The 24,675-nt window shown below is 65.8% G+C and carries 21 protein-coding genes and 1 pseudogene; 15 read left to right on the top strand and 7 right to left on the bottom strand.

Features of this window, described 5'->3' with window-relative positions; all coding sequences use genetic code 11:
* Positions 1-9 precede the first annotated feature (9 nt).
* A complete protein-coding gene (locus CEG14_RS11875) occupies positions 10-1,170 on the bottom strand; it encodes an acyl-CoA dehydrogenase family protein (RefSeq protein ID WP_094826560.1) in 1,161 nt (386 codons plus the stop codon).
* A 156-nt stretch (positions 1,171-1,326) separates the two neighbouring features.
* Here CEG14_RS11875 and CEG14_RS11870 point away from each other — a divergent pair, with 156 nt between their 5' ends.
* A complete protein-coding gene (locus CEG14_RS11870) occupies positions 1,327-2,241 on the top strand; it encodes a LysR substrate-binding domain-containing protein (protein WP_094826559.1) in 915 nt (304 codons plus the stop codon).
* Positions 2,242-2,386: 145 nt separating this feature from the next.
* Positions 2,387-4,075 (top strand): methyl-accepting chemotaxis protein, encoded by a 1,689-nt coding sequence (locus CEG14_RS11865; protein WP_094826558.1) that lies wholly within the window; start codon positions 2,387-2,389, stop codon positions 4,073-4,075.
* 65 nt (positions 4,076-4,140) lie between these two features.
* On the opposite strand, the gene CEG14_RS11860 is transcribed toward CEG14_RS11865, so the two are convergent.
* Positions 4,141-4,524 carry an RNA-binding S4 domain-containing protein gene (locus CEG14_RS11860; protein WP_094826557.1) on the bottom strand — a complete coding sequence of 128 codons (384 nt, stop codon included), beginning with the start codon at positions 4,522-4,524 and terminating at the stop codon, positions 4,141-4,143.
* A 66-nt stretch (positions 4,525-4,590) separates the two neighbouring features.
* The gene (locus CEG14_RS11855) at positions 4,591-6,411 is read right to left on the bottom strand and encodes an EAL domain-containing protein (RefSeq protein WP_094826556.1); all 1,821 of its coding nucleotides are present in this window, start codon (positions 6,409-6,411) and stop codon (positions 4,591-4,593) included.
* A gap of 199 nt (positions 6,412-6,610) precedes the next feature.
* On the opposite strand from CEG14_RS11855, the gene rdgB reads away from it, so the two are divergent.
* From rdgB to ntrC, 5 genes are all read left to right on the top strand, one after another.
* On the top strand, positions 6,611-7,234 hold the full coding sequence (gene rdgB / locus CEG14_RS11850) for an RdgB/HAM1 family non-canonical purine NTP pyrophosphatase (protein ID WP_094826555.1): 624 nt from the start codon (positions 6,611-6,613) through the stop codon (positions 7,232-7,234).
* Positions 7,235-7,256: 22 nt separating this feature from the next.
* Complete coding sequence (hemW, locus tag CEG14_RS11845; protein WP_094826554.1) at positions 7,257-8,486, top strand: radical SAM family heme chaperone HemW; 1,230 nt, start codon at positions 7,257-7,259, stop codon at positions 8,484-8,486.
* 182 nt (positions 8,487-8,668) lie between these two features.
* Complete coding sequence (gene glnA, locus CEG14_RS11840) at positions 8,669-10,081, top strand: type I glutamate--ammonia ligase (RefSeq protein WP_094826553.1); 1,413 nt, start codon at positions 8,669-8,671, stop codon at positions 10,079-10,081.
* Between the two features lie 97 nt (positions 10,082-10,178).
* Positions 10,179-11,243, top strand: a complete 1,065-nt coding sequence (glnL, locus tag CEG14_RS11835) for a nitrogen regulation protein NR(II) (RefSeq protein ID WP_179280622.1) — start codon at positions 10,179-10,181, stop codon at positions 11,241-11,243.
* Complete coding sequence (gene ntrC / locus CEG14_RS11830; protein WP_094826551.1) at positions 11,240-12,775, top strand: nitrogen regulation protein NR(I); 1,536 nt, start codon at positions 11,240-11,242, stop codon at positions 12,773-12,775. The genes glnL and ntrC overlap by 4 nt, the downstream gene beginning before the upstream one ends.
* An 88-nt stretch (positions 12,776-12,863) precedes the next feature.
* Here the strand turns inward: ntrC and CEG14_RS11825 are convergent, their stop codons facing one another.
* Entirely contained in the window at positions 12,864-13,565 is a 702-nt protein-coding gene (locus tag CEG14_RS11825; protein ID WP_094826550.1) for a GntR family transcriptional regulator, read from the bottom strand.
* A 173-nt stretch (positions 13,566-13,738) separates the two neighbouring features.
* Between CEG14_RS11825 and araD the strand changes: the two genes are divergently transcribed.
* The 3 genes from araD to CEG14_RS11810 all read left to right on the top strand — a co-directional run bounded on the left by araD (position 13,739) and on the right by CEG14_RS11810 (position 17,408).
* Positions 13,739-15,469, top strand: coding sequence for an L-arabinonate dehydratase (gene araD, locus CEG14_RS11820; RefSeq protein WP_094826549.1), 1,731 nt, complete (start codon positions 13,739-13,741; stop codon positions 15,467-15,469).
* Between the two features lie 90 nt (positions 15,470-15,559).
* Entirely contained in the window at positions 15,560-16,279 is a 720-nt protein-coding gene (locus CEG14_RS11815) for a ribonuclease activity regulator RraA (protein WP_094826548.1), read from the top strand.
* Between the two features lie 139 nt (positions 16,280-16,418).
* A complete protein-coding gene (locus CEG14_RS11810; RefSeq protein WP_255032267.1) occupies positions 16,419-17,408 on the top strand; it encodes a Bug family tripartite tricarboxylate transporter substrate binding protein in 990 nt (329 codons plus the stop codon).
* A gap of 96 nt (positions 17,409-17,504) precedes the next feature.
* Here the strand turns inward: CEG14_RS11810 and CEG14_RS11805 are convergent, their stop codons facing one another.
* Positions 17,505-18,470, bottom strand: a complete 966-nt coding sequence (locus tag CEG14_RS11805) for a LysR family transcriptional regulator (RefSeq protein ID WP_255032266.1) — start codon at positions 18,468-18,470, stop codon at positions 17,505-17,507.
* A 42-nt stretch (positions 18,471-18,512) separates the two neighbouring features.
* Positions 18,513-18,656 (bottom strand): hypothetical protein, encoded by a 144-nt coding sequence (locus CEG14_RS26360; protein ID WP_179280586.1) that lies wholly within the window; start codon positions 18,654-18,656, stop codon positions 18,513-18,515.
* Here CEG14_RS26360 and CEG14_RS11800 point away from each other — a divergent pair.
* The 5 genes and pseudogenes from CEG14_RS11800 to CEG14_RS26355 form a co-directional block, all read left to right on the top strand.
* Positions 18,655-19,353: a pirin family protein gene (locus CEG14_RS11800; protein WP_094826546.1), complete on the top strand. Its 699-nt coding sequence runs from the start codon at positions 18,655-18,657 to the stop codon at positions 19,351-19,353. The two genes, CEG14_RS26360 and CEG14_RS11800, sit on opposite strands and share 2 nt — an antisense overlap.
* Positions 19,354-19,459: 106 nt before the next feature.
* Entirely contained in the window at positions 19,460-20,368 is a 909-nt protein-coding gene (locus CEG14_RS11795) for a pirin family protein (protein ID WP_094826545.1), read from the top strand.
* Positions 20,369-20,606: 238 nt separating this feature from the next.
* Entirely contained in the window at positions 20,607-21,005 is a 399-nt protein-coding gene (locus CEG14_RS25720) for a hypothetical protein (RefSeq protein ID WP_141243330.1), read from the top strand.
* A gap of 48 nt (positions 21,006-21,053) precedes the next feature.
* Positions 21,054-21,581 carry a hypothetical protein gene (locus tag CEG14_RS25715; RefSeq protein WP_143277205.1) on the top strand — a complete coding sequence of 176 codons (528 nt, stop codon included), beginning with the start codon at positions 21,054-21,056 and terminating at the stop codon, positions 21,579-21,581.
* A gap of 275 nt (positions 21,582-21,856) precedes the next feature.
* Positions 21,857-21,982 (top strand): annotated as a pseudogene (locus tag CEG14_RS26355) (pirin family protein); the annotation flags it as partial.
* A 316-nt stretch (positions 21,983-22,298) separates the two neighbouring features.
* Here the strand turns inward: CEG14_RS26355 and CEG14_RS25710 are convergent.
* The gene (locus tag CEG14_RS25710) at positions 22,299-24,308 is read right to left on the bottom strand and encodes an AAA family ATPase (RefSeq protein WP_143277204.1); all 2,010 of its coding nucleotides are present in this window, start codon (positions 24,306-24,308) and stop codon (positions 22,299-22,301) included.
* Between the last annotated feature and the right edge of the window lie 367 nt (positions 24,309-24,675).

Here is a 24,675-nt window from a genome sequence, read left to right as displayed (position 1 = left end):
TACCTTGGATCAGAAGGAGCGGGGCAGGCCCAGCATGTGCTCGGCCACGTACGAAAGAATCAGGTTGGTCGAGATCGGCGCGACCTGATAGAGGCGGGTCTCGCGGAACTTGCGCTCGACGTCGTATTCGTTGGCGAAGCCGAAGCCGCCGTGGAACTGCAGGCAGGCGTTGGCCGCCTCCCACGAGGCGTCGGCGGCCAGCAGCTTGGCCATGTTGGCCTGCGCGCCGCAGGGCTGGTGCGCGTCGAACAGCCGGCACGCCTCGTAGCGCATCAGGCTGGCCGCCTCCACGTTGATGTGGGCGCGCGCGATCGGGAACTGCACGCCCTGGTTCTGGCCGATCGGGCGGCCGAACACCACGCGCTCCTTGGCATAGGCGGTGACCTTGTCGATGAACCAGTGGCCGTCGCCGATGCACTCGGCGGCGATCAGCGTGCGCTCGGCGTTCAGGCCGTCGAGGATGTACTTGAAGCCCTTGCCTTCCTCGCCGATGAGGTTTTCGGCCGGGATCTCGAGATTGTCGAAGAACAGCTCGTTGGTCTCGTGATTGACCATGTTGGGGATGGGCCGCACCTCCATGCCGTGACCGATCGCCTGGTGCAGGTCGACCAGGAAGATCGACATGCCTTCCGACTTGCGCGTGACCTGCTCGAGCGGCGTGGTGCGGGCCAGCAGGATCATCAGGTCGGAATGCTGCACGCGCGAGATCCAGACCTTCTGGCCGTTGATCACATAGCGGTCGCTCTTTTTCACCGCCGTGGTCTTGATGCGGGTGGTGTCGGTGCCGGTGGTGGGCTCGGTCACGCCCATCGACTGCAGGCGCAGCTCGCCGCTGGCGATGCGCGGCAGGTAGGTGCGCTTCTGTTCGTCGCTGCCATGGCGCAGCAGCGTGCCCATGTTGTACATCTGGCCGTGGCAGGCGCCCGAGTTGCCGCCCGACCGGTTGATCTCTTCCATGATGACCGAGGCCTCGGTCAGGCCCAGGCCGGAGCCGCCGTATTCCTGCGGGATCAGCGCTGCCAGCCAGCCGGCCTCGGTCAGCGCGCGCACGAATTCGTCGGGATAGCCGCGCGCCTCGTCGACCTTGCGGAAGTATTCGGCGGAAAACTGGCCGCAGAGGTCGCGCACGGCCTCGCGGATGGCCTGGATGTCGGGATTGGTATCAACCATAAGGGTGCTTCGGTCTCTTGTGCTTCTATGATTCGGTCGGGGAGGGTCAGCACGCACTGTGCCGCAGGGCGGGCCGACTGCCAATTTATGATTGCTTAATACGGGGTTTTCCAATCCCGAAGCATTCGGGTGACGGACCCGGGGGGACAGCAAGGCATGGCAACGCATTTCGACCTGACCGACCTGCAATTGATGGTGCATGTCGGCGACTGGCACAGCCTCACGCGCGGCGCGGAGAAGTCGCATCTATCGCTGCCCGCGGCCAGCACCCGGGTCAAGAACCTGGAAGAGCACTTCGGCACGCAGCTGCTCTACCGCACCAGCCAGGGCGTGACCATGACGCCGTCGGGCGAGGCCCTCACGCGCCACGCCCGCATCGTGATGCAGCAGATCGAACAGCTGCGCGGCGACATGCAGGAGTTCGCGCGCGGCGTGAAGGGCCACGTGCGGGTGCTGGCCAACACCACCGCCAGCACCGAATTCATGCCGGGCGTGCTGGCGCGCTACCTGGCCAGCCATCCCGACGTGAACGTGGAGCTGCGCGAGCGCCTGAGCTACCTGATCGTGCGCGCGGTGGCCGACGGCTCGGCCGACCTGGGCATCGTGGCCGGCTGCGGTCCGGACCCCAAGCTGCAGTTCATCCCGTATCGCAGCGACCGGCTCGTGCTGGTCACCGCGCGGCGCCACGCGCTGGCGGCCGAGAGCGCGGTGCCGTTCGCCGATTCGCTGGCCTACGACTACGTGGGGCTGTCGGAGTGGAGCGCGATCCACCCGTTCCTGGTGCAGGCCGCGGCGGCGCTGGGCCGCACCTTCCGCTTTCGCATCGAGGTCGGCAACTTCGAGGCCGCCTGCCGCATGATCGAGAGCGGGGTGGGCATCGGCGTGATCCCGGAGTCGGTGGCGCTGCGCTACGCCCGCGTGCTCGACATCGCGCTGGTGCCGCTCACCGACGAATGGAGCCTGCGCAAGCTGCACATCGTGGTACGCGACCTGGAGGCGCTGCCCACCTTCGCGCGCGAGCTGGTGCAGACCATGATCGACGACATTCCGGCCAGCGAACGGGCCGGCTGAGGGGCGCGCATGACGACGCCGTGACACGTCGCGCGCGCGCTGTAAAGAAACTGCCAACTCGCATGTTCATACTTCGTTACCGATTATGGCGGCGCATTTCAAGCGCCGCCGCTGCCCCCCGAGGGCGATCGTCACGGATAAACACATGCGCAAGAATCTACGCGTCGCCACGGCGCTGTCGGCGACCCTCATCCTGTTCGTCACCCTCTTTGCCCTGGCGTCGGCGGGCGCCATCGCGGTGCTCCAGGAGAGCCGCGGCTACGTCGAGGCGCTCGGCCGCGGCAGCATCGAGCGCGCCGGCGACCTGAACGACACCAGCAGCTGGCTGTTCCGCGCCCGCGCCTTGCTCACCGACGCCAAGACCGCCATGGAAGGCGGGCTGGAGGAGCAGCGCGACGCGGCCCTGGGCCAGGTCGACGCGCTGCTCGCCAGCGCGGCGGAGAGCCAGAAGCGTCTCGCCGCCAACCCCGAAAGCAGCGCCGAGGGCGCGCCCCTGTTCGACGCCGTGCTCGCGGGCTATGCCGGCCTGGCCGGCCAGGGCCTGGCGCCGATGCGCGAGGCGATCGCCAAGTGGAACGGCATCGAGGCCAATCGCCTCAATGACCAGGTGCTGCCGAAGGCGGTGCAGGCCTATGTGCAGGCCGTGGACGCCTACCAGGCGTATGCGCGCGAGCAGGGCCGCGCCGCCGTGACCGACGCCGGCACGCGCCTGCGCCACGCCATCGTCGCGGCCCTGGCGCTGGTGGTGCTGGTGGCGGCGGCCGCGCTGGCGATCCGCCTGGCGTTTCGCCGCGCGGTGCTGCGGCCCTTGTCGGAGGCCGGCACGCACTTCGACCACATCGCCGATGGCGACCTGACCGCGGCGATCCAGCCGCGCGGCCAGAACGAGGTGGGCGTGCTGTTCGGCGCCATGCGCCGCATGCAGGCCGGCCTGTCGAAGGCGGTGCAGGCCGTGCGCCACGGCGTCGAAGAGATCCATGGCGGCGCGGGCGAGATCGCGGCCGGCGGCTCGGAGATGGCGATGCGCACCTCGCGCCAGGCCGCCTCGCTGCAGGAGGCTGCGGCCAGCATGACGCAGCTGGCGCAGAACGTGCACACCACGGCCAACAACGCCGAGCAGGCCCGCCACCAGGCGCGCGACGCGGCCGAGCTGGCGCGCGCCGGCGGCCGGACGGTGCACGAGGCGGTCGACACCATGGGCGGCATCGCCGCCTCGGCGCGCCGCATCGGCGAGATCGTGGGCGTGGTCGACAGCATCGCGTTCCAGACCAACATCCTGGCGTTGAACGCGGCGGTCGAGGCGGCACGCGCGGGCGAGCAGGGCAAGGGCTTCGCGGTGGTGGCGGCGGAGGTGCGTTCGCTGGCGCAGCGCAGCGCCCAGGCCGCCAAGGAGATCAAGGGGCTGATCGACGAGTCCGGCCAACGGGTCGAGGCCGGCGTGCGGCAGGTCAACCAGGCCGGCCAGACCATCGACGACGTGGTGCAGGCGGTCGAGCGCGTGACGGTGATCGTGGAGGAGATCTCGCACGCGGCCGGCGAGCAGGCGGGCGGCATCGCCGCGATCAACGACGCCGTGACCGACATGGACCGCGCCACGCAGGAGAATGCCGCGATGGCCGAGCAGACCGCCGCGGCCGCCGCCGCGCTGGAAATGCAGGCGCAGGCCTTGCGCCAGGCCGTGGCGGTGTTCCGCCTCTCGGCCGAGGCGGCGCGGGCCGGCGCCGAGGTGATCCCGCTGCGCGCGCTGCAGCCGGCCGCGCACGAGGCGCGCGAGCAGGACGACGCGCGGCCGCGGCTGGACTACGCGCCGGCGCCCGAGCGCCGCGCCGCCTGAGCGCAGCGCTTCGCGCACAGCAGAAGACGCCGGCCCGCGGGCCGGCGTCTTGCATGGCGCCTTTCTTACTTGCCGCGGATCAGGTCGATCTGGCGCCGGTCGCGCTTGGTCGGCCGGCCGGCCGCGATGCCCAGCGCCGGCTCGGGCGCGAGGCGGCGCTGTTCGGCGGCGCGTTCGCGCGCGGCCACGCTCTCGCTGGTTTCTTCGTAGAGCAGGCGGGCCACCGGCGCGGGGCCGCGCACGGCGCTGATCGCCACCACCTTCACTTCGATGGCGGGCGGCTCTTCCTTGCGGATGGTGAGCAGGTCGCCGGGCGCGACCTCGCGCGCGGGCTTGGCCGGCTGGCCGTTGACCTGCACGCGGCCCTTGCCGATTTCGGTGCTGGCCAGGCTGCGCGTTTTATAGAAGCGCGCGGCCCACAGCCATTTGTCGAGTCTGATCTTGTCCATTGCGATGCCGGCCGGGCATGAGGCCCGGCCAGACGCAATGATAGCGGGTGCGCCGCGCGCCGGCGCTCAGCGCGATGGGCGGTAGGGTTCCACCACCAGGTGCTGGTCGCCGTGCTTGACCTTGTGCTTGACCTGCGCGGCGGCCGAGGCGATGTCTTCGGCGCGCACCCGCAGGCCGCGCGCGGTGAGCTCGGCGGGGTTGACGATGAGGGCGCCGATGCCGAGCGTGACGAACGGGAAGAAGCGCAGCACGCCGTAGCGGTCCTCGGCGTGGATGCCGCCCTCGCTGCGGCCCTGGTCGTCGTACAGGTCGAGCGCCAGCAGGTTGAACTGCGCGATGATGGATTCGACGCGCGGGTTCCAGTCCGTGCTGCGCATCGCCATCACGAAGTCGTCGCCGCCGACGTGGCCCACGAAGTCGCGCTGGGCGTCGCAATGGCGCTTGATGGCCTCGGCGCACAGCAGGATCATGTCGTCGCCGCGCCAATAGCCGTACACGTCGTTGAACGGCTTGAAGTTATTCAGGTCGGCATAGCAGATCACGAACTCGCCGTCGCCTTCCAGCAGGTGCGTGATGTGCTGGCTGATCGGGATATTGCCGGGCAGGGAGGTCAGCGGGTTGGCGTAGCGCGCCGCCTCCAGCCGGATCTCGGTCACCGAGCGCACCAGCGCCTCGCCGGTGCCCAGCCCGTCGTAGCGGCCCTCGTGGGTCACCACGAAGCCGTCGGCCAGGTAGCGCTGGTCATCCGAGGTCAGCACGTGGCTGAGCTGGTCGATCGAGGTGGCCACGTCGATCAGCACCGGATCGGGATTCATGAAGGTGCTGCACGAGTTGCGGCCGAACAGGTCGCGCGTGTAGCGCTGCGAATAATGTTCGAGAAAGTCGCGCCGGTTGATGATGCCCACCGGGCGGTTCTCGCCGTCGAGCACCGCCACCGCGTGCAGGCCGCGCTGCTCCTGGAACAGCCGGTGCACGTCGTCGTTGCTGTGGGTGCCCAGCAGCACCGGCCGCGCATGCACCCGCAGCGACGCGGCGGTGCGGCCGGAGCCGTTGGCCAGCGCGCGCGGGCGCGCGGAGGCGCGCGGCAGGGTGGGCATGGCGTGCTCGACGTCGTCGGCCAGGCGCGCCAGCGGTTCGACGGCGGGCCGGCCGAGATACCAGCCCTGCGCATAGCGGATGCCGAGTTCGCTGACCGCGGCCAGGTCCTCGTGGCATTCGATGCCCTCGGCCACCACCGCCGTGTTCATGCTCTGCGCCACCGCCAGCATCGCGCGCACCAGTTGCATGCGGCGCTCGTCGCGGGCGATGTCCTTGAAGAAGTAGCGGTCGATCTTGACCAGGTCCGGCCGCATCTCGGCCCAGAGCTGCAGGGTGGCGTGGCCCACGCCGTAGTCGTCGAGCGCCAGGCGCATGCCGTAGCCGCGCAGGCAGTCGAGCGCCTGCGTCAGCAGCTTCATGTCGCCCTTGGCGGGGTCGTGCTCGGTCAGCTCGATCACAATCTTGGTCGGATCGATCCGGCAGCCCTGCAGCAGCTGTTCGGGCAGGGCCTCGCGCCACTGCGCCCAGAACTGGCACAGCGCGGTGCCCGAGAAATTGAGGAAGACCTTGCCGGCGGCGCCGGTGGCGGCGAAGTCGAGCAGGCCGGTGCGAAAGGCATGCCATTCCAGTTGCGTCTGCAACTGGTCGCGCTCGGCCGCGGCGAAGAGCGCGTCCGGCATATGCAGCGGGCAGTCCTGCGGGCCGCGTATCAGGCTTTCATGGCCATAGATGCGGCCGCTGGCCAGATCGACCAGGGGCTGGAAGCGCGGGCTCAGCAGGCCCTGTTGGAGAATGGATTCGAGCGAGAGGTCCGCGGCCCTGATGGCGCGGGCTGGCAGGGGATTCATAGTGTCTTGACACGGTGCCACGTCGAGGTGGCCGAAGCAGCACTATGCCGGGGCATTATTTCGCTAATGTTGCGAATTGTTATTGCGTGGTGGCGGCGTGGCGGACGGCCGCCGTCTGTGGCAGGCGCGCCGCATCCGACCCTGCGCCCGGCAGGGTCGTGGCGCCGGCCGGGGCCGCCCGGCTCTCTATAATGACGGCATGTCTACCGTTGCTTCCCCTGCCACGCCCCGGCGTGTCGTGCTTGCCTCCAACAACGCCGGCAAGCTGCGTGAATTCTCCGCGCTGTTCGCGCCCCTGGGCATCGAGCTGGTGCCCCAGGCCCGGCTCGGCGTGTCCGAGGCCGAAGAGCCCCACGTCACCTTTGTCGAGAATGCGCTGGCCAAGGCGCGCCATGCCAGCGCGGCCACCGGCCTGCCGGCCCTGGCCGACGACTCCGGCCTGTGCGTGGCCGCCCTGGGCGGCGCGCCCGGTGTCTATTCGGCCCGCTTCGCCCAGATGCATGGCGGCGAACGCGAGGATGGCGCCAACAACGCGCTGCTGGTGCGCAAGCTGGCCGGCCAGGCCGACCGCCACGCCTGGTACGTGGCGCTGCTGGTGATGGTGCAAAGCGCCGACGATCCCTGTCCGCTGATCGGGGAAGGGCACTGGCACGGCGAGATCGTCGAGGCGCCGCGCGGCGAGCATGGCTTCGGCTACGACCCGCACTTCTATCTGCCCGACCTGGGCAAGACCGCCGCCGAGCTCGATCCGGCCGAGAAAAACCGCGTGAGCCATCGTGCGATGGCTTTGGCGCAACTGCTGGAGAAGCTGCGCGCACGCTGAGGCGGGTGCCGCGGAACCACGCATGGCCATCACCATTCCCATCCTGTCCGCCGGCGCCGTGCCGGCGCGCGCGCCCGTCGTGCTGCCCGCGGGTGCCACGCTCACCAGCCTGCCGCCCCTGTCGGTGTATGTGCACGTGCCCTGGTGCGTGCAGAAATGCCCCTATTGCGATTTCAACTCCCACGCCACCGGCGGCGGCGACGAACGGATTCCCGAGCGCGCCTATCTCGACGCGCTGCGCGCCGACCTGGAGCAGGCCATCCCGTCGATCTGGGGCCGCCAGGTGATTTCGGTGTTCATCGGCGGCGGCACGCCCAGCCTGCTGTCGCCCGAGGGGCTCGACGAGCTGCTGGCGATGCTGCGCGCCTGCCTGAACGTGCTGCCCGATGCCGAGATCACCATGGAGGCGAACCCCGGCACCGCCGAGGCGGCGCGCTTCAAGGCCTATGCGGCCAGCGGCGTGACGCGGGTGTCGCTCGGCATCCAGAGCTTCGACGATGCCCAGTTGCGCAAGCTCGGCCGGATTCACGACGCCGCGCAGGCGCGGGCCGCCATCGGCATGGCGCAGGACGCCTTCGGCCGGGTCAACCTCGACCTGATGTTCGCCTTGCCCGGCCAGAGCCTGGCCGCCTGCGAGGCCGATCTGCGCGAGGCGCTGTCGTTCGGCACCGAGCACCTGTCGCTCTATCACCTCACGCTCGAACCCAACACGGTGTTCGCCAAGTTCCCGCCCGAGGTGCCCGACGACGACACCAGCGCGGAGATGCAGGATCTGGTCGAAGACACGCTTGCCCGGGCCGGGCTGGCGCGCTATGAGGTGTCCGCCTACGCCAAGCCGGGCGCGCGTTGCCGCCACAACGTCAACTACTGGGAGTTCGGCGACTACCTGGGCCTGGGCCCGGGGGCGCACGGCAAGCTGTCGTTCCACGACCGCATCGTGCGCGAGGCGCGGCTGAAGAATCCGGAATCCTGGATGGCGAAGGTGGCGCAGCGCGACGGCAGCCACATCGCCGAAAGCCGCCTGGTCGGGCCGGACGCGCTGCCGTTCGAGTACATGCTCAATGTTTTGCGACTGAAAGACGGCGTGGCGGCCGCCGCGTTCGAAGAACGCACCGGAATGTCGCTTGCCTCGATTGCGCACCAATTGGAGGCGGCCACCAAACGGGGCCTGCTGAGCCCCGATCCCACGCGCCTGGCCGCCAGTGCCCTGGGATGGCGCTTCCTCAACGACCTGCAGGAAATCTTCCTGTAATCGTGCCGCACCAAACTGGGGTTCTCATGCCCCACGTTTTGCACCATAGTGGTGCTACCATTTCCCCATAAGCGTGCCACCCCTGGGCTTTCCCCAGGGGCAAAAGCTGGCACGCATATTGCTTCCCTGTTTTATGCCGGTCGGGCGATTAGCCCTCGACGCTTTTATCTAATGGAGATGACATGGCAAGCCCCAAAGACGTTCTCAAGCAGATCGCCGATAACGAAGTCAAGTTCGTAGATTTCCGCTTCACCGACACCGTCGGCCGTGAGCACCACGTCTCGGTGCCTGTCTCGGCGATCGATGAGGACAAGCTGGAAAGCGGTCAAGCCTTCGACGGTTCCTCGATCCCCGGCTGGAAGGGCATCGAAGCGTCGGACATGCTGCTCATCCCCGACCTGACCACCTCTAACCTGGATCCGTTCCGCGAAGAGCCGACGCTGATCCTGAGCTGCGACGTCGTCGAGCCTTCGGATCTGAAGGGCTATGACCGTGACCCGCGCTCGCTGGCCAAGCGCGCCGAAGCCTACCTGAAGTCCTCCGGCCTGGGCGACACCGCCTACTTCGGTCCGGAACCCGAATTCTTCGTGTTCGACGGCGTGACCTGGAACACCGACATGTCGGGCACCTTCGTGAAGATCAAGTCCGAAGAAGCCCCGTGGTCGACCGGTCTCGAGTTCGAAGGCGGCAACACCGGCCACCGTCCGGGCGTGAAGGGCGGCTACTTCCCCGTGCCCCCGGTCGATTCGTTCCAGGACATGCGTTCGGAAATGTGCCTGCTGCTCGAGCAGATGGGCGTGCCGGTCGAAGTGCACCACCATGAAGTGGCAGCCCCCGGCCAGCTCGAAATCGGCACCAAGTTCAGCACGCTGGTGCAGCGCGCCGACTGGACCCAGATCATGAAGTACGTGATCCACAACGTGGCCCACGCCTACGGCAAGACCGCCACGTTCATGCCGAAGCCGATCGTTGGCGACAACGGTTCGGGCATGCACGTGCACCAGTCGATCTGGAAGGACGGCCAGAACCTGTTCGCGGGCAACGGCTACGCCGGCCTGTCGGAGTTCGCGCTGTACTACATCGGCGGCATCATCAAGCACGCTCGCGCGCTGAACGCCATCACGAACCCCGGCACGAACTCGTACAAGCGCCTGGTCCCGCACTTCGAAGCCCCGGTCAAGCTGGCCTACTCGGCCCGCAACCGTTCGGCCTCGATCCGTATTCCCTACGTGGGCAACCCGAAGGGCCGTCGCATCGAGACCCGCTTCCCGGATCCCCTGGCCAACCCGTACCTGGCCTTCTCGGCCCTGATGATGGCCGGCCTGGACGGCGTGCAGAACAAGATCCACCCGGGCGACCCGGCCGACAAGAACCTGTACGACCTGCCGCCGGAAGAGGATGCAAAGATCCCGACCGTCTGCGCGTCGCTGGAAGAAGCCCTGGCTGCGCTCGACAAGGACCGCGAGTTCCTGACCCGCGGCGGCGTGTTCAGCAACGAAATGCTCGACGCCTACATCGACCTGAAGATGGCCGATGTGACCCGTCTGCGCATGACCACGCACCCGGTCGAGTTCGACATGTACTACAGCCTGTGATCTTCCGCGGCTTGATCGGGGCCTGAAAAGGCTCCTTCCAGGGGCGGGCCAAGCGGCAAGCTGGCCCGCCGACTGACCCGCCCCGGAGCCCCGTATGATGAATGTAGATGCCTTTGACTTGCTCGCCACGTCCGTTTTCCTGTTGAACGAACGCGGCCACATCGAATACGCCAACGCGGCCTCCGAAGACCTCTTCGGCCGCTCCCGCAAGCAACTGCGCGGCCTGTCCGCCGCCACGCTGTTCGACACCCCCGAAGATCTGCAGACCTCCATCGATGGCGCGGTGGCCGGCAAGTTTGCCGATGTCCGCCAGCTGTCGTCGTTCCGCCGTGGCAATGACGCCGCGGAAGTCACGGTCACCACCGTGGCGCTCACCGGCCAGCAATGGCCCGTGTTGATCGAAACCCGCGAGATCGAGCAGCGTGTGCTGGCCGACCGCAACCACCGCCTGGTCGACGAGATCGAGTCGCACCGGGAACTGCTGCGCAACCTCGCGCACGAAGTCAAGAATCCGCTGGGCGGGCTGCGCGGTGCCGCGCAACTGCTCGAGGCCGAGCTGCCGAGCGCGGCGCTGGCCGAATACACGCAAGTCATCATTTCCGAAGCCGACCGCCTGCAGGCGCTGGTGGACCGCCTGAGCGGCCCGCAGCGTGTGCCGCTGAACACGCGGCCGGTGAACATCCACGAGATCTGCGAGCGCGTCTGCGCGCTGATCCAGGCCGAGTTCCGCGACAGCGTCACGCTGGTGCGCGACTACGACGCGTCGGTGCCCGACATTCCCGGCGACGCCGCGCGCCTGATGCAGGCGGTGCTCAACGTGGCGCGCAACGCGGCCCAGGAGCTGAGCCTGCAGAAGGGCGGCGCCGACGTGCCGGCGGGCCAGATCGTGCTGCGCACCCGCGTGGCGCGGCAGGTCATGCTGGCGCACCGCCACCACCGCCTCGCGCTGGTGCTCTCGATCATCGACAACGGTCCCGGCGTGCCCGAGCACATCCGCGACCGCATCTTCCATCCCCTGGTCACCGCCCGCGCGGGCGGCACCGGCCTGGGCCTGAGCCTTTCCCAGGATTTCGTGCAGCAGCACGGAGGCATCATCGAATTCGAATCCCGTCCCCGGCATACCGAGTTCCGCCTGGTCCTTCCGATGGAGTCTTCATTGTGACGAAACCCGTTTGGATCGTCGACGACGATCAGGCCATCCGCTGGGTGCTGGAGAAGGCGCTCGCGCGCGCCGGCATCCCGACCCGCAGCTTCCACCAGGCCGCCGACGTGCTGGATGCGCTCGCGCACGACATGCCCTCGGTGCTGGTATCCGACATCCGCATGCCCGGCGGCAACGGCCTCGAGCTGCTGCGCCAGATCAAGGAGCATCATGCCGGCCTGCCGGTGATCGTCATGACCGCGTTCGCGGACCTCGACAGCACCGTGTCGGCCTTCCAGGGCGGCGCCTTCGACTATCTCGCCAAGCCGTTCGACGTGAACGAGGCCGTGGCGCTGATCCAGCGCGCCATGCAGGAATCCGAGCCGCAGGGCGCGACCGAGGGCAGCAGCGGCGAAAGCGCGCAGTCCAACGAGCGCTGGATGATGACGCAGTCCGCGTCCACCGCGATGCAGGAGGTGTTCCGCGCGATCGGCCGGCTGGCGCAGTCCAAGGTCACGGTGCTGATCACCGGCGAATCGGGCACGGGCAAGGAGCTGGTGGCGCGCGCGCTGCACGGCCACGGCGCCCGCGCGGCCGGACCGTTCGTGGCGCTCAACGCCGCCGCGATCCCGCGCGACCTGCTCGAGGCCGAGCTGTTCGGCCACGAGCGCGGCGCCTTCACCGGCGCCAACACGCTGCGCCGCGGCCGCTTCGAAGAGGCCCATGGCGGCACGCTGTTCCTCGACGAAATCGGCGACATGCCGATCGAGTTGCAGACCCGTCTGCTGCGCGTGCTGGCCGAAGGCAGCTTCTATCGCGTGGGCGGCGCCCAGCCGGTGCGCGTGGACGTGCGCATCGTGGCCGCCACCCACCAGCCGCTCGAGCAGCGCGTGGAGCAGGGCCTGTTCCGCGAAGACCTGTTTCACCGCCTGAACGTGATCCGGCTGCGGCTGCCGCCGCTGCGCGAACGCATCGAAGACATCCCGGCCCTGGCCAATCACTTCCTGGCGGCCAGCGCGCGCTCTCTGGGCGTGCCGGTCAAGCGCCTGACGCCCGAAGCGGTGGCGGTGCTGACCAAGTTTGATTTCCCGGGCAACGTGCGCCAGCTCGAGAACTTCTGCCACTGGCTCACCGTGATGGCGCCCGGGCAGACCATCGACCGCAACGACCTGCCGCCCGAGATCCGCGCGGTGGAGCACCAGACGCACCTCATCAACGCCAACCCCGCGCGGCCGCTCACCACGGAGCCGGCGCAGGCCGCCGCAGCCGGCTACGGCGCGCAGGCCGCGCCGGGCGCGAGCCCGGCCGGGCTCTACGGCACCGACGAGGTGCCGCGCAACTGGCAGGACGCGCTGCTGCGCGACGCGCAGTACCGCCTCGAGCGCGGCGAGCCCGCGGTCATGGCCACGCTCACGCGCCAGTTCGAGAAGATCCTGCTGCAAAGCGCGCTCGACGCCAGCCGCGGCCGCCGCGTCGAGGCCGCCTCGCGCCTGGGCATCGGGCGCAACACGATCACGCGCAAGCTGCGTGAGCTGGGTATTGCCGACGAATAGATCAACGCAGCAAACCCAAGGGGAAAGGGGAGAGCGCAAAGCGCCGCCCGGAACGATCCCCCTGGCGCCGGGCGCCAGGGGGATTTTTTCATGGCAGGCGCACGTAGTCCGGGTAGCGCCGGCAGATGTCTTCGACCTGGCTCAGCGTGCCGGACAGGTGTTCGCGCAGCGCCGCCTGCGCGCCCACGGCGTCGTGCGCGGCGATGCGCGCGAGGATGCGGCGGTGGTCGTCGAGAATGCGCTCGGCCTTGCCGGCTTCGGGCAGGTGCAGCCGGCGCAGGCGGTCGACGTGGCCGCTGTAGCGTTGCTCGAGATCCCACAGGCCGGCCACGCCCGCGGCCTCGTGCATCTCGCGGTGAAAGGCCTGGTCGGCCGCGATGAAGGCGGGGTAGTCGTCGGCGCCGCGCGCGGCGAGCTGGTCGTCGATGTGGCGCTGCAGCCGCGCGACGAGCGCGCTGTCGGTGCGCTGCGCGAGCAGATTCACGATCTCGAGCTCGAGCGAGCGGCGCAGGAAATGCGCCTGGCGCGCGGCCGCCACGTCGATGCGGCTCACCACCGTGGTGTGCTGCGGAAAGATGTCGACCAGGCCGGCCTCCGAAAGCCGCAGCAGCGCATCGCGGATCGGGGTCTGCGATACGCCGAAGGCATCGGCCAGCTCGGGGCGCGGCAGCACGGTGCCGGGCGTGAGCTCGAGCGAGATGATGAGATCGCGCAGCTTCTCGAACACCTGGGGCGCCGCGTGGCGCGAACGGTCCAGGTTGAGGGCGGGCAGGGCGTCGGCGAGATTCATGGGGTGGAATAGGGGGTCCTGAAATCGCGGCCCGGATAGGGCAGCGTACTGCGCCGGGGTGAGGGATTCTACCGCCCCGGGCTTCGTTGACATACTAATATATTAGTGTTTCAATCGTCTGCATAGCCGGTTCAGTCCGGAAAGACCGGCGAACCGGCACCATGGAGACAGCAATGAAGCGGAGTTACGAGAGCCTGCGCAGCGCGCGCTGGATGGCCAAGGACGACCTGCGTTCGTTCGGCCACCGATCGCGCATGATGCAGATGGGTTATGCCCCGGAAGACTGGGTCGACCGCCCGATGATCGCGATCATCAACACCTGGTCCGACCTCAATCCCTGTCACAGCCACTTCAAGCAGCGCGTCGACGACGTCAAGCGCGGCGTGTTCCAGGCGGGCGGCTTCCCGGTCGAGCTGCCGGCGATCTCGGTGTCCGAGTCGTTCGTCAAGCCCACCACCATGCTCTACCGCAACTTCCTCGCCATGGAAACCGAGGAGCTGCTGCGCAGCCATCCGGTCGACGGCGCGGTGCTGATGGGCGGCTGCGACAAGACCACCCCGGGCCTGCTGATGGGCGCGATCAGCGCCGGGCTGCCCTGTGTGTATGTGCCGGCCGGCCCCATGCTGCGCGGCAACTGGAAGGGCAAGATCCTGGGCTCCGGCTCCGATGCCTGGAAGCTCTGGGACGAGCGCCGCGCGGGCAAGATCACCACCGAACAATGGACCGAGGTCGAGGGCGGCATCGCCCGCAGCTACGGCACCTGCATGACCATGGGCACCGCCAGCACCATGACCGCCATCGCCGAGGCCATCGGCATGACGCTGCCGGGCGCCTCGTCGATCCCCGCGGCAGACGTCGGTCACATGCGCATGTCGGCCGAATGCGGCCGCCGCGTGGTGGAGATGGTGTGGGAAGACCTCACGCCGCAGAAGATCCTCAGCACCGCCTCGTTCAAGAACGCCATCAACGTGGCCATGGCCATGGGCTGCTCCACCAACGCCATCATCCACCTGGTGGCGATGTCGCGTCGCGCCGGCTGCCAGGTCACGCTCGAGGACTTCGACGCGGCCAGCCGCAAGGTGCCGGTGATCGCCAACATCCGGCCCAGCGGCGACACCTACCTGATGGAAGACTTCTACTACGCCGGCGGCCTCACCGCGCTGATGGCGCGCCTGGGCGAGCATCTCGACCCCACGCCGCTCACTGTCACCGGCAAGTCGATCGGCGAGAACATCGCCGGCGCCGAGGTCTACAACGACGACGTGATCCGTCCCATCGAAAACGCGATCTACGACGAGGGCGCGCTGGCGGTCCTGCGCGGCAACATCGCGCCCGACGGCTGCGTCATCAAACCCAGCGCCTGCGCGCCGCAGTTCCTGCAGCACACCGGCCCGGCGCTGGTGTTCGACGACTATCCGAGCATGAAGGCGGCGGTCGACGACGAAAACCTCGACGTCACGGCCGATCACATCATGATCCTGCGCAACGCCGGCCCGCAGGGCGGCCCCGGCATGCCCGAGTGGGGCATGCTGCCGATCCCGACCAAGCTGGTGAAGCAGGGCGTGCGCGACATGCTGCGCCTGTCGGATGCGCGCATGAGCGGCACCAGCTATGGCGCCTGCATTCTGCACGCCGCGCCCGAATCCTATGTGGGCGGGCCGCTCGCGCTGGTGCGCACCGGCGACCTGATCACGGTCGACGTGCCGGCGCGCTCGATCCACCTCAACATCAGCGACGAGGAAATGGCCGCGCGCCGCGCCGCCTGGACGCCGCCGCCCAAGCGCTACGAGCGCGGCTACGGCTGGATGTACTCGCAACACATCCTGCAGGCCAACGACGGCTGCGATTTCGACTTCCTCGAAACCGACTTCGGCGCGCCCGTGCCGGAACCCGACATCTTCTGATCCCTGGCGGGTCCGGCGGCGCCGGACCCGCTTTCGCATGGCGTGCCGCGCCTGCCGCCGCATTCCCCGCATCCTTCCCGGAGATCCGTCTTGTCCAAGCTCAATCCCGATACCCGCAAGCGCCTCGAGGGCGTGAGCACCGCCACGCTGTGCACGGCCCTGTTCAAGCGCGGCCTGCGCAACCAGTTCATCCAGGACGTGCGTCCGCTCAACCCGAACCAGCCCAACATGGTGGGCGAGGCCTTCACGCTGCGCTACATCCCGGCGCGCGAAGACCTGAACCACATCAAGGTGTTCGAGGATCGCAGCCATCCGCAACGCCTGGCCGTGGAAACCTGCCCGGCCGGCGCGGTGATGGTGATCGACAGCCGCAAGGATGCGCGCGCGGCATCGGCCGGCTCGATCCTGGTCACGCGGTTGATGAAGCGCGGCGTGGCCGGCGTGGTCACCGACGGGGGCTTCCGCGATTCGCCGGAGATCGCCGAGCTGGCCATCGCCGCCTATCACCAGCGCCCCTCGGCGCCGACCAACCTCACGCTGCACCAGGCGCTCGACATCAACGTGCCGATCGGCTGCGGCGACGTCGCCGTGTTCCCGGGCGACGTGGTGGTGGGCGACCGCGAAGGCGTGGTCGTGATCCCCGCCGGCATCGCCGACGAGATCGCCGCCGAGGCGGTCGAGATGACGGCGTTCGAGGATTTCGTGACAGCAGAAGTGCAGGGCGGCGCGTCGATCCTGGGCCTGTACCCGCCCACCGAGCCGGGCACGCGCGAGCGCTTCGCCGCCTGGCGCGAGAAGAACGGCCGCTGAGGCAAGATCCGCGCCGCGCGCCCCACCGGGCGGCGGCGCACCCGAGGGGAGCAGGGCGGCACGCATAAGCCGGCCGCTTCCCAGCGTCTGGCGGCCGCCGTGCCGGCCCCGGGCATAAACCAGAAGGCAGGAGACAAACATGACTTCGATGTGCAACCCCGTTGCGCGCGGCGCGCTCGCGCTGCTGGCCGCGCTCTCCCTGGGCGCGGCGGCGCAGGCCGCCGACTGGCCCGCGCAAAAGCCGATCTCGTACGTGGTGCCGTTCACCGTGGGCGGCTCCACCGACGTGGTCGGCCGCGTGATCGCGCAGAAGCTGGGCGAGCGCCTGGGCCAGAGCGTGGTGGTGGAGAACAAGCCCGGCGCGGCCGGCGGCATCGGCGCGACCTACGTGGCCAAGGCGCCGGCTGACGGCTACACGCTGTTCGGCGGCACCATCAGCACCCATGCGATCAACGCCAGCCTCTACAAGAACCTGAAGTACGACCCGGTCAAGGACTTTGAGCCGGTGTCGCTGGTGGCGACGCTGCCCAACGTGCTGCTCGTGGATCCCAACCTGGGCGTGAACTCGGTGCAGGACCTGATCGCGCTGCTCAAGCGCGATCCCACCAAGCGCACCTTCGCCTCGTCGGGCGCCGGCACCTCGACCCACCTCACCGGCGAGCTGTTCGCGCGCACCATCGGCGTGCCGCTCACGCACGTGCCGTACAAGGGCACGCCGCCCGCGATGATCGACGTGTCGTCGGGCGCCGTGACCTTCATGTTCGACCAGATGACCGCCGCGCTGCCGCTGCTGCAGCAGGGCAAGCTCAAGCTGCTGGCCGTGACCACGCCGCACCGCATCGCGCTGGCGCCGGACACGCCGACGCTGGCCGAGGCCGGCGTGCCGGGCTTCTCGGTGGCGTCGTGGCAGGCGGTGTACGCGCCCAAGGGCACGCCCAAGCCGGTGGTCGACCGTCTCTCCAAGGAGATCGCGGCCATCCTGAAAGAGCCGGACGTGCAGGAAAAGCTGGGCAAGACCATGGGCATGGAACTGGTCGGCGGTTCGCCCGAGCAGCTGCGTGACCTGATGGCGAGCGAGATTCCGCGCTGGGCCAAGGTCGTGCAGGAATCCGGCGCGAGCGTCGAGTAAGCGCCCGCGCCATCGGCATGTCGGTGCCCGGATGGGCGCCGGCATCCGGCGGCCGGCTGCCGGGCTGGGCCGCCGCCGTCGAACCGCGCCCGCGTTTCAGCCCGGCAGCGCGTCGCGCACGCCCAGCAGCGCCTCGCACAGCCGCGGCGACTGCAGCCGCGCCAGCCACCATTTGAGCGCCTGGCCCGGCGCCTCCGGGCGCCAGGCATAGACCACGTGCTCGGTCAGCGGCACCACATCGGCGGTGGGGCACACCACCAGCAAGCCCTGGGTGATGTACGGCGCCGCCAGCGTGAGCGGCAGATGGCCGCAGCCCAGCCCCCGCACCTGCGCATCGATCTTGGCCTGCATGGTCGGCATCACGATCATGGCCTGGTTCTGCAACACGCCGCGCGTGCGCGGCGGCAGGTTGCGCGAGGTGTCGGCCACCACGATGGCGCAGTGGGCCCGGATGTCTTCGGACGTGAGCGGACGGTTGAGCGCGGCCAGCGGATGATGCGGCGCCACGCAGAAGCCGAATTGCGTGTCGCCCATGGGCTGGCTGCGATACGCGCCCGCGGGGGCGCCGGCCGCGTCGGCGCCGATGACCAGGTCGGCGCGATTGGCCATCAGCGCGTCCCAGTTGCCGCTCAACACCTCGGTGGAAAACCGCAAGGTGGTGGCGCTCGCCACCGCCTCGAATTCGCGCATCAGGTCGTAGAGCGGGTCGAGCGGCAGCACCGCGCTCACCGCGATGCGCAGCTCCACCTCCCAGCCGGTGGCCACGCGCTTGACCCGGCAGGCCAGGTCGTCAAGCGATTGCAGCACCACCCGGCCGTCTTCGAGCAGGGTCTCGCCCGCCTCGGTGAGACGGGCGCGGTGGCCAGAGCGGTCGAACAACAGCACATCCAGCCCGTCTTCCAGCTTGCGCACGGCGTAGGTCACGGCGGAGGGCACCTTGCCCAGCTCGCGCGCGGCGCGGGCGAAGCTGCCATGGCGCGCGATGGCGTCGACCATGGTCAGCAGCTCGGGCGTGATGGGCGCGATGCCGGACGGCATGGCGGGGCGGGCGGGGGTACTCATGCGGCGCTCCGGGCTATCGTTCAAATTATTTGAATGATCTCATCAAAACCGCGCCATCTCAAGGCCGGGCCGGACGCGCAGAATGTGATTCATCCGGTGAACGACACCGGAGGGCCAGGCGGAATAGGCCGCCAGGGCCCCTCGGATCAAACCGTTCATCAAATCGAAATCAAGGAGTTCCACCATGATCACTCTTCGCCCCGCTGCCGAACGCGGTCACGCCAACCACGGCTGGCTGGATTCCTGGCACACCTTTTCGTTCGCCAACTACTACGATCCCGCCCACATGGGTTTCGGCCCGCTGCGCGTGATCAACGACGACCGCATCGCCGCCGGCCGGGGCTTTGGCACGCACGGCCACCGCGACATGGAAATCATCACCTACGTGCTGGACGGCGCCGTCGCCCACAAGGACAGCATGGGGACCGGCTCCACCATCCGCCCGGGTGACGTGCAACGCATGAGCGCCGGCCGCGGCGTGCTCCACTCGGAGTTCAACCCGCAGCCCGACGCCGGCACGCACATGCTGCAGATCTGGATTGAGCCCAACGTGGTCGGCATCGCGCCCGAGTACGATCAGAAGACGTACACGGCCGACGACAAGCGCGGCAAGCTGGTCCAGGTGATCTCGCCGGATGGCGCCGATGGTTCGATGGTGATCCACCAGGACGCACGTCTCTACGCCGGCCTGTTCGACGGCGCCGAGACCGCCGAGCTGCCGCTGTCGGCCGGCCGCCGCGCCTGGGTCCATCTGGCGCGTGGCAATCTGACCGTCAATGGCCAGGTGCTGCAGGCCGGTGACGCCGTGTCGCTCGAAGGCGAGGCCAGCGTGCGCATCGAGCACGGCGACGCCGCCGAAGTGCTGGTGTTCGATCTGCCGTAAAGTGAACGCGGCCCGGGGGAGATCCCCGGGCTGCCCCTGACCGACCCGCTGCCATTCCCCCGCCGGGCGCCGCCCGGACCCTCACTCTCACGCTTTCAGGTGCCTCATGTCCGATCTCTCCCATTCCGACCCCGCCAGCGCCGTCGACACCGTCGTCGTGCCGCGCTCCTCCGACCTCGGCGGCTTCGAAGTGAAGCGCGCGCTGCCCTCGGCGCAACGCCGCTCGGTGGGCGCCTTCGTGTTCCTCGACGAAATGGGCCCGGCCCTGTTCCCGGCCAACGCCGGCATGGACGTGCGGCCCCACCCGCACATCGGCCTGGAGACGGTCACGTACCTGTATGAAGGCGGCATCGTGCACCGCGACGGCGTGGGCCACGTGCAGCTCATCAGCCCGGGCGAAGTCAACTGGATGACCGCCGGCCGCGGCATCGTCCACTCCGAGCGCTCCTCGCCCGAGAGTCGGAAGGGCCCGCAGCGCCTGTTCGGCCTGCAGACCTGGGTGGCCCTGCCGCGCCAGCACGAGGAAACCGATCCTGGCTTCACCCACTACGGCCTCGACGCGCAGCCCGTGGTCGAAGGCGAGGGCGTGCGCGCCCAGGTCGTCGCCGGCACGCTGTTCGGCCAGACCTCCAAGGTGAAGACCCTGTCGCCGCTGTTCTACGGCGACGTCCAGATGCAGGCCGGCGCACGCCTTGACCTGGACGCGCAATACGAAGAACGCGCCGCCTACCTGGTGCAAGGGCAGGTCGAGGTCGACGGCGTCGTCTTCGAACCCGGCCGCCTGATCGTCTTCAAGCCCGGCTGTCCGGTCACGCTCAAGGCCCTGAGCGCCGCCCGCTTCGCCGTGCTCGGCGGCGAACCCCTCGACGGCCCGCGCTTCATCTGGTGGAACTTCGTCTCCAGCAGCAAGGACCGCATCGAACAAGCCAAAGACGAATGGACCCGCACCCGCTTCGACCAGATCGTGCCGGGGGATGAGAGTGAGTTCATTCCGTTGCCGGCGGTTAAGGGGTGAGGGGGGTATAGGTTCGCTTGCAGGAATTAAAACCGGCCGCAGGGCCGGTTTTTCTTGCGCGAGAACGCGCACTTAATGCGCAACTCTCATAAATTTACATGAAGGTGCGCAGGCGGGCTTGGGATCGGGCGCGGAGGCTGCTTTTGATCTGAAATGGATCTACCATGCTTCTTGTTCTTTATGTCACAACAAGTTACTATCTGCTTCACTCATTGGTTCAACGTAGAAAGGTGACTATATGGACGCGTTGTTGAATAACTCTCTCCTTCATGTTTGGCCAAGAATTGAAGGATTGACTGATTTAAGAACGCCCGATGATGCAGTCGGTCGGGCCTTTACCGTAGAAGCGGTCGACCGCGATGCTGTGGAAATCGCAACGGCGGGAGGTTCTCCGATAATCATTCGCCGAACGGCATTTTTGGCGGTGTTACGTTATCTAGTCGCGCATGGGCACGGTGCCTCGAACGCATGCGAAATCCGCTCGAACCAGACTGCTGAACATTCAGGTCCTCTTTGCATGGCCGCGCGAGAAGCCAACGGTAACACTAGAGTTGTCAACTACGTAGTCCCGATCTTGGCTGCATTGGGAATTCTAGGGGTGGACGGCACCCAACCTAATGCAACGTGGCTGATCTAATCGTTCATCGAATAGAGGGCACTCATCGTGCTATGTGAGGAAGTCGGAATGTTCTCGAACTGGGCGTATGTGCTTATTGGTGATAACAACACAGGGAAAACATCTTTCCAGAGGTTTTTAGTGCAGGCCCTCTGTCAAGAGTCGTATAAACGACTTCCCAAAAACACGCTTAAAGATATTCGGCATCCTAGAGCGCCAAAGAGACTCCAAACGCTGTTCACAGCGAATCGTAGCTTCCAGGAAATGCGAGCTACCTATTTGAGTCCAGAAAACTATTTCAAGAAATTTTTCTGCGATGCGGATATCTGCATTCTTTCATCGCATTCACACGGCTCATCCATTAAAGATGTGGAGGCACTTGTTGGCCAACTGTATCGGCGAAGCTACAACGTGGCCGGAGTATTCTGGAGTAATGGATTTGATGAGGCGGCCAGAGCGATTTCGGCTTTGCCATGGCAGGAAAGGCTTTGGATTGAAAATCCGATTGTTCAGACGGAAAACGCAGTCGCCGAACAAATAAAGAACAGAGCCTATGATTTTGCAGAAATGCTCATAATGAGGGCTAAAAGTCAGTGATGCCGCTGTGAATAAAGCTTCTGGCCATGTTTTTCGACGGGCTCTCCGAAAGAGTAATTTGATGCCTTACTGGCGACGAGTCATCCAAATACAAGCCGGCCCGCGGCAAGATCCGGTCGCGTATATGGCAGAGCGGCCAACCTACCTAAAGCAGCGCTAGGTCGAGGTCGACGGCGTCGCCCTCAAGCCCCGTTGTTGGATCATGCCTGAGGGTCTGAGCGCCCTCGGACTGCGCTGTGCTGCGAGAACCGCAGAACGGCGCGCTTCACCGGGCGGACCTCGTCTCCGGCAACAAGGACCGTATTGTACAAGCCAAGGACGACTGGACCCGCACCCGCTTCGATCTGATCGTGCCGGGGGATGAAAGCGAGTTCATTCCGTTGCCGGCGGTTAAGGGGTGAGGGGGGGTAACACGCTCGCTTGCAGGAATGAAAACCGGCCGCGTGGCCGGTTTTTTGGGTTGGTTGCGCGTTCCCTTCTTTTCGGGGAGCGCAGAACTTAGTCTTTGTGCACTCATGTGCGGCGGTATGGTGCGCCGGAGCTGTGGAGGGCTGATCTCGGCCGTTGCACCCCTAGCCGACTTCGTGTCGAAGCCTAAACCCTGCTACTCAAAGTTGGCTGGATGCATTCCGCTGGAGTTGGCACAGGCTCGGTCGCATGGCTCGCGACATGACGCCCTAATGCTGTGTTGACGCATATCAGTCTTGGAGAAAGTCTTCAAGCCCACTCATCGATCACGGGATCGAATCTTCCGAAGAAAATGCGGAGGTCATTCAAAGCTTCGCTAGATATTTCATTTGAATGCGCATCGCGCCTCATCGAGTTGATTTCTGTCAACATCCAAACTGCCTTGTCCTTCTCGAAGGGAAATATGTGCTTGAAAGATTCCCACTCGCGAGACAGGAGTTGTATTAGTTCCAAAAGGTAAAGCGGACTATCATTCGGAGCAAAAATTTGATCGAGATCGAATCCACTTAAGTTCTCACGGCGCTTTTCAGGTACCGCCGCCAACAGCTTCTCGCGCGCAACTTTAGCGCCAAACGCGGCCTTGAGTTGGTTGCGAATGATCTTGCGAAAGCCTTGCTCAAGGCGAATACGTCTCTCGCTGACTTCAGCCTCGCGTTGTTCTGCTGACAGCGATAGCGACATGTATTTATGCCGATCAAGCATGAAATCCTTGATGCATTCGATGCGAAATGAAGTGCCGTGTTCCGAAACTGTGACCAAACCGTAGCCACGAAGGTGGTCCGTATATGCATCGCTATCATGAGCAAGTTCGTTAAATGCATCGACGTCACCAGACGCCAAATACCTCAGCATTTCATACTCGTCCTTGTACTGTTCTGCTAGCACATCAAGGATCATGCTCAGATACGGAGCGGACTTTTTCTTGAAGCTTCCGACGGCCTGTTCATACAATGGTTTATCTACCCAGGCAGGGCGATCGCGCGGGGCTAGATCATGAATCTCACTACACACTTGACGAATCAGGAAGGGATGCCCTCCGAAGTCGTCCGTGAGTCGCCCAAAGAGCATAGGATCAAATGTAAGTCCCATGTACCGTCCAAGTCGGCCTACCATCTCTGCTACTTGGTCAGCATCGAAGGGAGTAAGGTAGTCGCGCGGTAGCGACCCAAATATAGGGTTGTCTTGCCCATTTACCGTACTGGCCTCAATGCACGCCGGATTGGTTCCAACGATCATGAACGTAAATACGCCCCGATTTCGTTGGAAGAAAGCCCGCATGGATTGCCAAAAGAACACGAAATCGTCCTGGCTTCGCCAATGTTCCGAAGACGCGGTATCAGGTGAGATGCGTTCGATCTCGTCAAAAATAAGCAGAATCGACTCAGCCTTCTTCGATGCATGGACCCGCAACATCTCCTGCTCGAATAATGAGGCTGCATCTTGAGGTGTGTACGACGACCGCTCCGAGAGTCGGATTTTTGACTCTTTGGCTTTGTGAACTTCTTCCACAACCTTATGTAGAAGCTCATTCCATCTGAGTTGATGGACGCTAGGGCTTTGGCAGTCGACAGTCACGGTTCGCTTGCCGCGTGCGGACATCGCCCTTTCCACTCCGTAGATTACAGACGTCTTGCCGCTGCGGCGGAGGCCAAATAAGCCCGAGTTCTCGCTGCTCTCATAGCGTGCGATGAGATGCTGGACTTTTTGTGTTCGTCCGAAAAAGTACAAATCCCGTTGGAGCGGCGAAAAGAAATTGAACAGATTGCGTGTGAAAAAATACTTCCGAAATCGTGCGCGCAGAAAGTTCGGCGAAACCGCTTTTCCGAGTTCGGAGTATGTGAATGGGATGATGATTGGCTGTTCTGGGTTCGACTTGATCAAGTCATTCAGGGCCGTTTCGACTTCTGGATCGGAAGCAATCAGGATTCGACTTACATTCTCAAGGCGTAACCCTTGATACTGACGGAGAGCGACCTCGTAGACGTCAAGGGCGCGCGGCTCAAAGTTCGGATATGCAGAAAAAATGCATACGACTTCTCGTTTCAGGTTAAATTCTTCGGCATATTCGCTCGGCACCTTAAGGAGGAAGTAGCGATACTGCGCATTCTTTCCGAGAAACGCATTGCCTCCGTGACTCGTCAGATAGAACTCTGATGAAAGGTTCTGAAGGATTCCACGCTCCGTCTCGCTGAAGGGCTGCATATCAAACGCTGGATGGAACCCCGGTCGAACACCTGGCGCCTTCTCTTGATCGTTCATCGCATGTCTCTTAAGTTTTGTTCTTGGAAACCGAGTTCTTATCTTCGAAAGGTAAGAGCAACTGCCGCAAAATAACGCCGGCCCGACGAGGTCGGTAACAGTTGGTTCCGTTATTATACAAAATATTTACTTTGTGTGAGCACTGTTTCTAAAGGCGAAATTACGGACGGACGTAGCTGTCCAGAACGAGCTGCTGGCGGGCCAAATCGACTCCCCCTTCTGTGGGAAGACTTAGTTGGTTTTTGAAGGGAGGAGATGGTGGTAGACGGGGCAGCAACGCTATCGCAGGTTGATCGACATGTGCCAATCGTTGCAGCAACATGGCCAAAGTCAGTTCGGCATGCGCGGTGGGTGCTCGGGAATATCC

Origin of the sequence: Bordetella genomosp. 1, assembly GCF_002261335.1 — a bacterium.
Classification (GTDB): domain Bacteria; phylum Pseudomonadota; class Gammaproteobacteria; order Burkholderiales; family Burkholderiaceae_B; genus Bordetella.
The sequence above is the reverse complement of the archived record's forward strand: the minus strand, read 5'-3'. Positions and strand labels throughout refer to the sequence as shown.